Annotated in this window: 10 protein-coding genes; 3 read left to right on the forward strand and 7 right to left on the reverse strand. The window is 30.0% G+C overall.

Features of this window, described 5'->3' with window-relative positions; genetic code table 11:
- Nucleotides 1-159: 159 nt before the first annotated feature.
- From C3E89_RS11210 to C3E89_RS11235, 6 genes are all read right to left on the reverse strand, one after another.
- Nucleotides 160-705, reverse strand: a complete 546-nt coding sequence (locus tag C3E89_RS11210; protein WP_236913033.1) for a hypothetical protein — start codon at nt 703-705, stop codon at nt 160-162.
- A gap of 167 nt (nt 706-872) precedes the next feature.
- Entirely contained in the window at nt 873-1,439 is a 567-nt protein-coding gene (locus tag C3E89_RS11215) for a restriction endonuclease (protein ID WP_236913034.1), read from the reverse strand.
- 245 nt (nt 1,440-1,684) lie between these two features.
- Nucleotides 1,685-2,389: a DUF4145 domain-containing protein gene (locus C3E89_RS11220; protein ID WP_236913035.1), complete on the reverse strand. Its 705-nt coding sequence runs from the start codon at nt 2,387-2,389 to the stop codon at nt 1,685-1,687.
- Nucleotides 2,390-2,774: 385 nt separating this feature from the next.
- Entirely contained in the window at nt 2,775-3,878 is a 1,104-nt protein-coding gene (locus tag C3E89_RS11225; protein WP_236913036.1) for an SAP domain-containing protein, read from the reverse strand.
- 306 nt (nt 3,879-4,184) lie between these two features.
- Nucleotides 4,185-5,447 carry a DNA-binding response regulator gene (locus C3E89_RS11230; RefSeq protein WP_236913037.1) on the reverse strand — a complete coding sequence of 421 codons (1,263 nt, stop codon included), beginning with the start codon at nt 5,445-5,447 and terminating at the stop codon, nt 4,185-4,187.
- 190 nt (nt 5,448-5,637) lie between these two features.
- On the reverse strand, nt 5,638-6,060 hold the full coding sequence (locus C3E89_RS11235) for a Fic family protein (protein ID WP_236913038.1): 423 nt from the start codon (nt 6,058-6,060) through the stop codon (nt 5,638-5,640).
- Between the two features lie 111 nt (nt 6,061-6,171).
- Between C3E89_RS11235 and C3E89_RS11240 the strand changes: the two genes are divergently transcribed.
- From C3E89_RS11240 to C3E89_RS11250, 3 genes are read left to right on the forward strand one after another with little or no spacing between them, the layout of a single operon-like run.
- Nucleotides 6,172-6,774, forward strand: coding sequence for a TetR/AcrR family transcriptional regulator (locus C3E89_RS11240; RefSeq protein WP_236913039.1), 603 nt, complete (start codon nt 6,172-6,174; stop codon nt 6,772-6,774).
- A complete protein-coding gene (locus C3E89_RS11245; protein ID WP_005583632.1) occupies nt 6,767-7,708 on the forward strand; it encodes an ABC transporter ATP-binding protein in 942 nt (313 codons plus the stop codon). Before C3E89_RS11240 ends, C3E89_RS11245 begins: the two co-directional genes overlap by 8 nt.
- A complete protein-coding gene (locus C3E89_RS11250; RefSeq protein ID WP_005583631.1) occupies nt 7,701-8,483 on the forward strand; it encodes an ABC transporter permease in 783 nt (260 codons plus the stop codon). Before C3E89_RS11245 ends, C3E89_RS11250 begins: the two co-directional genes overlap by 8 nt.
- Before the next feature lie 93 nt (nt 8,484-8,576).
- On the opposite strand, the gene erm(A) is transcribed toward C3E89_RS11250, so the two are convergent.
- Nucleotides 8,577-9,314 (reverse strand): 23S rRNA (adenine(2058)-N(6))-methyltransferase Erm(A), encoded by a 738-nt coding sequence (erm(A), locus tag C3E89_RS11255; RefSeq protein WP_236913040.1) that lies wholly within the window; start codon nt 9,312-9,314, stop codon nt 8,577-8,579.
- Nucleotides 9,315-9,433 lie beyond the last annotated feature (119 nt).

Raw genomic sequence — 9,433 nt, forward strand, 5'->3', positions numbered from 1 at the left:
AATTTGACGTTTAAATTCTTCTGGATATCTTTTACCTTTACCTCTCAATTTAGACAACCTCCCATTAATTTTTATTTTACTAAATTAGTGTGCGATTGTCCAAATAGGTTAGGGGGCTTAATAGCTATGACATATGATAAAGCATTGGCAATAATTAATTTATAGCAAACTCTGATAATCATTTATTACTTCTTTTAAATCCTTAAATACTTGCTCTCCATCAAATAAACCACCATAGTTTCTATAATAAAATTTTACCTCTCTATAGCTTTGAATTCCTGCTATGTATGATAAATCTTGCCTAATTTGCGTAATTCTTTTTTCTATTTGTATAGTAATCTCATCAAGTTCAAACTTATTATACTGTGATAGTAGCATTTCAGGCTGTCCCTCTATATGTGGGGAGATTATTTCTCCCTTATACTTAAAGCCTAAATATGGTAGAGCAAATTCTCTTTTAAAATGAAGTACATATGCTTTATATCTCAATTTTCTTTTATTAACAAGGTTGAATACAGTGCCATCTAGATTAATTTCTTCAAATGGTCTATCTCCACTAATTGAATTGAAGCCACTGTTAATATCCTGCCCTAACATATCTTCTAAGTCTAATTGAATTAATTTTTCTGCTAATTTATCAACTTCTTCATATAATGTATTGCTAACATGATTCAAAACTTTACACTTCTCTAAGAATATACTCATTATAATTCCTCCTAAACCGAATACTATTTTCTTATAAAATCCACATATAAACATATAATATATAACACGTTCTGTGTGTTCCTTCCATATATACAAACTAATTCTATATCAATTATGAAATTTTATTTTCTGATACTAAGTTATGTTTTTTAACTACACCATTATATTTATTTAAAATTCTTACTGTCAGCAACCCAATCTACGAAACGATTAGTTGCATCTGGATATATAGGTCTACAATTAGATTCATTTCCAAGGTTATATACCCATGCACCTATAATTGAATTAGGCATTTCATTTTTTGAAAAACTAAAGATATTCAAATCTTTTTTTGTTGTAAATTGACATAGAGCTATATTATTATTTTGAGCATAAGTAATAGCTCCACTTTGGTAACCTGAAGTAGAAAAGAATACTCCCTTATGGATGCCAGCATCTGTTAATTTTTGCCTAAATGCTTGTATTTTTTCTCGTGCAACTTTATTTTTATATCTCTTACATTCTCCAGCTAATAAAATTACAGCTAGTTTTCCAATAGAAAATTTACAATATATGTCGAACTGATACCTTTGTTCATCTTTTTCTATTATCTTATTGTGCTCAATAATAACATCCTCTGCATCAGTAAAGCCTGGTAACATTTGTCTCTTCAGGAGTTCCATACAATATATTTCATAATCATAAGGTGAAATATCTAGATCTAACACCTTATCCTCAATTATTTTATAATCCATATTACCCCTCACAAATTGATTTATTGTTGTTTAATATTTTAAAAAATCATTTTACTACTACATATATTCTACATAACTATCTAAACTCCTTCTTTTTTGCTAAATATTTACAATAATTATTTCATATTGGAGATAAATGTCTATTCAACTAGATTGCTTCACTAAATTCTAACTCTTCTTCCACTTCATATCCTCTTTGGTATTAAAAAAAGCCCTTGGGTTTCCAATTAATACTTATAATAACACTATTTTTTTAATGCCTTCATTTTCCTCAATTCTCTTTTATATTGTAATTCTCCGCCTTTATACTTTAATTCATAAATATTTTCTAATGTATGTTCAAGTATCTCAATTCCTAGTTTTAATTCTTCTGCAGAAGGCATATCTAATTCATGTACTGCTTTATTTCCCAAAAATCTATGTTCATGTAATATTTCTGCATGACTTTCAGTAATTAGATTTCTTTCATATAAACCTCCAATTTTCCCCTGTAAATTCTCTTTACGAAAAATTTCTACATTTCCTTTTTTATTTTTTACACTTTTTACTGGACCATCTTTGATGTTTTCCTCTGCACAAACTCCCTCTATAATTGCTCTCAATCCTGTTGCACATAGAATAAAATTTTGATTGTTATAGCTCCCTATTGTTTCCTCATATATACGTCTTATTTTGTGAGGAACTTCCATCATCCGTTTGAGTTGTAAGTCATCTCCACTAGCTTTAGGATATAATACTATCCTTAACATTGGTTGACCAGTATATGGGTTAATATCTTCGCTAAACCATCCTTCTTCTCTAAATGCAACATTATCGCACCCCATACAACGGATTATTTGATATTTATCCTGTCCAAATACTTCCGATCCTTCATCTTCAAAATCTACTATCTCTTCACTTATTATCTTATGATTTGTATCCCTTTCGCAAATTCTACAATATGATCTCATAGATATTTACCCCCTTGATTATCCTTATCTCTTTTGTAAACTTGCCAATTTCTTAATCTCATACTTCTCTTATCTTCACCTTCTGATATATCTCCTAAACTTATTTTACTTCCAAAAGACATAGTTATATATGGTTTGATTTGCTATAAGTTTTGATATAAATTATCATCTTCTATTTGCTCTTCTCCATATTTATAAGGCTTAATAAATGATCTTACCATGCATATTTGATAAGGCAAATTTATTTAGAGTATTTCACTAGAGTATTGTTTAGACCTTTGAAGTTAACCCCATTTATAATATTAGGGAATTTCCTAAGAATAATGAATGATTTTGGCAAGCCTTATATGATTCAAAAATCTTAATACTGACCCTTATTTTAAAATTATGAAAACCTAAATTTTTTATTAAATCTTTTTTCTGCTCTATCATAAATTTTAATTAATTCTTCATCCTGATTATTTATCTCCATAATTACAATATCAGCACATTCGTCCACAGTAAAGATACGAAGAGGTAAGCTTATTTTATCTGCAATCTCAACTATCTTTTGCCTTAATTCATCATCAGTAAAGCCTTTAGTTTCTTTATACTCAACAACTCGACTAAGTATCCCTGGTGGAATTGAAATTAGAGAATTCTCATAAGGGAAATATCCATCCTTATAGATATATAAAAAATCCATATTAAAATTATTGCTTAGGCCACTCAAGTCATGCATAATAACCTCAACTAATAATGCAAATGAAGTTTCAATTTTTCTCTCTTCCTTAATAAATTCAGACATAGTAAATCGACAATTCCTGTATAAGCCAAAATCTCTATTTTCGAAATGTTTCATACTATTTTTATTAAGATAACCCCAAATAATATCCCTATATGGATAATTTGGTTTATTTTCAATCATTTTACTTAATGAGAAAATATCTAAATTCTCAATACTATTCTTATGTATATATGGGATGTGTTCTTCATAGTTTAGTACCTTTTCTCCTAAATCTGTAACTTCGTATGTTCTTCTCTTGAATATTTTGTTGAGTTTTTCATTATCTACCTCATCTAATAATCTTTGTATTAAGACTTTCTTGTTCCCTGTGACTTTTCTATCATTATCCCTTAAAATATCTTTTAATTCTACAACAGTTGCTTTTTGCATAGCGGATGCTAATGATCCTGATCTTAAAAAATCTCTATTTAATAATGACTTTAAGACCTTGTTAACATCCTTAATACCATATCTATACCACCAAAATCTTTGAAATTCATTATCTCCATCTACATAATAAGTTGGAGCATATGATAACACCAACACTTCATGCGGGTAAAGACCTTCACTATTTGGACTAATTTTCTTTATTCTCTTTTCTACAGGTATAACTTCTTCTGTAATTAACTGACTTCTAACACTTAAATTATTATTAACATTAGATTTCGAATCTTGTATTTTCTTTTGCTTTGACTTCTTCTTAAAAAGATCAAAAAATCCCAACTTATTCCCCTCCTACTTAATTGTTTAACTCACTGATATGGTAGTACCCTGGCTCTCCTTTATTTTTTCTTAATATTTTCTTAGATTATACCACATTTATCCATTTATGTAATGTAAGGGTTACCCATTACTCCAGGTAACCCTTATATTAATCATCTATCCCAAGATTCTCTTGACAGCATTACTTCTTAAAGATGTAATTGATGTTATTACTTATTTAGATAATCCATAGCACATTATTATTAACTATATTACTAACTTTTATCTCCAAATTTTTAAATACACATTTTATTAAGAGCATTTCATTTATATTTTATTATTTAATATTTGGCTAACTCTAGCTTGAGTAATATCTAACTCTTTAGCTATCTCTCTTTGTTTCAGTCCTTGATCTGCTAGCTGCTTAACTGCCTTTATGTTATCTTGCTTACTCTGTTGCCTTGGTGTTAGTCCCTGCTCGTTCCTTGGTGTTCTTCTTACGTTGTTCCTTCGATACTTCTCATTAGTACCTATAATTGTTTTTAGATGCCTTTGTTCCTCTTCTGTTATATCTAACATGTCAATCAGGGTTCTGTTTCTATAATTATAGCCTGTACCCCTTAGGATGCTTTTTGAGCTGTTTAAACTCTCCTTATTAGTTAATCGTTTATGATACTCTAAAAAGCCCTCTATAGCCCTGTCACAGCTCGTAACTACAGCACTAACCGCTTGATCATCCAAAGGTTCTAAAAATGTATTGTTAAACTCCAATGCCATTTTTTCTAGCTGGGCCAAATCTCTTACATAAATACCATTCCAATAAATCCAGCAATGCAGGACTTTGTTCCTATAGCCTTTCATATCCCAGTTTCTGAGTTGGCAAAGTGTCTCTATATCATCTATTCTTGCAAGATGTAAAGAGTAACTAGTAAAGAAATTTGTAATCTTTGCTTTATTTTGTCCTTTTTTATTTTTATCTTTTTTTCTCTGACTAGATTCTTTTTTATATCCTAAAAATCTTTCTCTTAAATCGTACATATTATATGTTAAATCATTGTTCATGTATAAAATCCTGCACAATGCACCATTCCGGCTATTAATTGTATTAGGTAATCTTAATAATCTAGCTGCATCTGTAGCTGATCTGTCTGCCCAAAGGTGTTTTAAATTATTATAGAGGTAATCTTCTAGCTGTTGCCAAGTGTATAGAGCTGCATAAGGTGCATTTTGTATCCTCCAATAAAGATGAATTCCTCTCCCTGAATCTACAACTAGCGTTGGCCTTGGAATTTTTCCTTCTTCTGCTAAAATAAACACTTTATAAACTGCTTCAGCCTTACCTATTCTGTTTAAGTCTAAATCTAAATCAATATAAAGCGCTCGTAAGTGTCTAATATTCCTAACTAATCTCTTCTTTATAAAAAAAGTATTTGGACTTATAAACACATTATCCAAACCATAAAATCTCTCAATTTCATTTAAGGAATAATAGTTAATCATTTTATACCTTTTAAAATCATGAGTTAATTCGATATATCCTTCTGTTCCTTCAGTGTATAGATGCTCCATATATGCTTTTTCTGTTATCATATTGTTTCCTCCTTTTATATATAGGGGAAACAAAAAAAGCACCTACAGATATTTTCTGTAAGTGCTTTATCTAAAATAATTATGAAGTATATAGGATAGCTATAGATAATTTTAATAAAAGGATAGATCTTTTAGCAATTTGCTTTTTAAATATATCGCTCCTATGGTTCTAAAACTCATTCTTAATCTTCTAAAAACCTTTAGTTTCATCTTTTGATTGAATATTAAGATTCATCTTTTCTAAATCATGTTTTCTATCTAATAATAAATTTTCAGTAAAACAATCTAAAAAATAGGATGTATGCCACTCTAATTTACAATTATCCCTTACCAAAGCATCCCTAAAAAAATTTGAATGCTTTTCAAACACAGTGCTATTAATATCAAAATCTAAGCTTCTAAAATACTCAATTGCAAATACAGCAATTGTTCGGGTATTTCCTTCTCTAAAGGGATGTATTTGCCATAAGTTAGATATAAATCTCATAGCAGATTTAGCTTTTTCTTCTTTTGTAAATAAATAATAATCTTTCTTAGCTTCCTCTTCAAAATCTATTTGGAGAGCTAAGTCTATCATATTCCACGATTCATAAAAAACAGTTTCTCCATTCAAAACAGGCTCATTCTTTGCAGGCGGTATAACAATAAATTATATTGACAAAACTCTAGCACCATGGTAGTCTATGACTATAAAGTCGGATTTAGTCATGGAGGATAAAGAATTATGAGTACTGCATTTAGTGATAATGAAAGAGAATTAATAAACTTAAAACTAATTGAAGTAGCAGAGGAGTGTCTGAAAAAATATGGTGTAAGAAAAACTACTGTCGACCAAATTGTACAAATGACAGGTATATCAAAGGGATCTTTCTATAATTTTTATCCTAAAAAGGAGATCTTATTTTTTACAGTTTTAGAGGAATACCAAAAATTTATTACAACAAATTTAACTAGGAAATTAGAAAAAGAAGATAAAATTGGAGTTGATATGTTTACTAATCTAATCTATGAGCTATACCAGAATATAAGACATTCTTTTATTATGAATATAATACAAAACAATGAATTTGAATATCTTATTAGAAAATTACCTAAGGAACTAATTATCAACCACCATTCTTTAGATGATATACTCACTAAGGGGATTTTTTCCTATATAAAACTTAAAGATAATGTTGATATAGATGTTGTTTCTGCTTCATTTAGAGCAATTTTTATGACTATGATACATATTGATGAAATCGGAGAAGATAGTTTCGATGAAGCTCTGAAACTTTTAATAGGAGCTCTTGCTCAGCAAATAATTAAGGAGGATAATAATGCCTGAAATTATTAAGACTAGGAATTTAACAAAGATTTATGGGGAAACTTATGCTGTTGACAATATAAATCTATCTGTTAAAGAGGGGGAAATATTCGGCTTTATAGGGCTTAATGGTGCAGGTAAAACCACTACTATACGAATGCTATTAGGTATGATATCTCCCACATCAGGTAGCTGTTATCTCAAAGGACAAAAAGTAAGCCCTGGCAATATAGATATTTGGCGTGATGTAGGATATATAGTAGAAACACCATATTCATACCCTGAACTAACTGTTAGAGAAAACTTAGAAATTATCCGTAAATTAAGAAATATTAAAGATAAAAACTGCATTGATTGGATTATAAGGAAACTAAAATTAGATGAACATGCCACTAAGAAAGCAAAAAACCTGTCCCTAGGTAATGCCCAAAGACTTGGTATAGCAAAGGCACTTATGCATAAACCAAAAATCCTGATACTTGATGAGCCAATAAATGGATTGGATCCTGCAGGCATTGTTGAAGTCCGTCAAATGCTACTAGATTTAGCAAGAAATTCAGGTGTTACCATATTTATATCTAGTCATAGATTAGATGAAATTTCAAAAATGACTACAAGAATAGCTATAATAGATGAGGGAAAATTGATTAAAGAAATAGATGGAAAACAACTTGATACGCAGTTGAGAAAAACATTAATATTGGATGGTAAAGACAAAAATGGTATGAGAACTGTTCTTTCTAAAGCTGGATATAAAATATATTATAGAGATACAGAGGATTATTCATCTACATTTCAAATTGAGGATAGGGATGCTGTAGATAATCCTGATAAAATTGCTAAATTACTTGTAAATTCTGGTTATCCTCCAACATTATTAAAAGTTGAGACCGAAGATTTAGAAGACTATTTCTTAAGATCTATTAAAGAGATTGGAGGAATAAGATATGAATAAGATATTAACATGTATTTTAGTAGAAAGTAAAAAGTTTTTCACTTCTAAGATACCCTTGATGTCGATTCTTGTTCTTACACTTGTACCCCTTACTGGTGGATTTTTCATATTTGTTTTAAAAGACCCTATTTTTGCGGAAAATCTAGGTATTATTTCTACTAAGGCACAAATAGTGGGAACTGCCGATTGGCCCTCTTATCTTAGTCTTCTTGCTCAGGCAATGTCTATTGGAGGATTGATAGTATTTGGATTTAATGCTAGTTGGATATTCGGAAGAGAGTATTCAGACAGGACTATAAGGGACTTATTGGCATTACCAATATCTAGAAATATTATTGTCTTTTCTAAATTCATTATTGCTTTTTTATGGGGATTAGTCCTTTCAATATATGTATTAGTTCTAGGTCTACTCCTTGGTCTATTAATTGATATACCTGGTTGGTCATTTGATGTAATTAGACAGGGAACTTTAGTTTATATTGCTTGTTCCTTACTTTCCCTTATACTATCAACACCAGCAGCCTTTTTTGCAAGCTTTGGACGTGGATATCTATCGCCATTTGGATTTATATTGGTTATTGTTATTTTAGCACAAGTCGTTGCAGTAGCAGGTTATGGAGAATACTTTCCATGGGCTGTTCCCGCACTTATTAGTGGTCTTGCTGGAGGTGATAATGCTATGGTGGAAGCTTTTAGTATTATAATTGTAATTCTGACAAGTATGATTGGATTAGTAGCTACTATGCTTTGGTGGAGATATGCTGACCAGAATTAATTAGATATCTTATGCTTTTGGTCTGATTATCTCCTTTTTTATTAGTGGAATAAATTAAGCGTCCTCATACAAATTAGAGAACGCCTAATTATTTTAAAATTGTTGAAACAATTTATAACTGTTGAAAATGGATAAAAATTGTTCATTAGATATTTTATCAAGATCAGTGACATTCCCGTGCTTCAACGCTTGTCTTAATTGATTCTTAGTAAAAAGAACATGATATTCCCTGTTTACCCATTTATAAACGAATGATCGATACTTTTTATAGTCTTTCTTTAAAATCAATGGTTTATGTCGCTCTAGTGCAATCAATACAGAGTCTACACTGGGTTTAGGGTGAAAGTATTCTCGTGGCACTTTTTTGAGAATTTTTATGTCCATTTCTACCATCAATAACAAACCTAAAGCCCGTTTGGTATTTTGCAGTCTTTTAGCAAATCCTCTCTCTACAATAAGGTAGCTATATTTGGATTGGCTATCAAAAGCAATTTTTTTTACAATATCTGTGCTAATATTATAGGGAATATTACCAAATATTTTATAATCATTACTTTTGGGAAAGTTGAATTTTAATATATCCTCATGGATAACTTCTATATTATTAAAAGGTTTCACTGCTTTTTCCGTCGTTTTACATAAGTTTTCATCAATTTCTACAGCAGTCACCCATTGACTCATTTCCACAAGTTCTTTAGTAAAATGTCCTTTTCCTGATCCAATTTCTATTACCTTGTCTTGTTTACTGATATTTGTATATTTTAATATTTCTTTTACATGCTTTCTAGATGTAATAAAATTCTGTGTGTGTTTTGGGTTTTTCTGTTTCATTATAACCTTCTCCTTGCTGGTCGGATTGACCCCTTAATTTTGGACAAAAACTCACTAATACTTCCAATATCATAATATTTCATTTTGCCCTTGGTTTATTGTACATTAATATTTATCTT

The organism is Clostridium sp. Cult1, from assembly GCF_021655095.1.
In the GTDB taxonomy this organism is placed as follows: Bacteria; Bacillota; Clostridia; order Tissierellales; family Tepidimicrobiaceae; genus Schnuerera.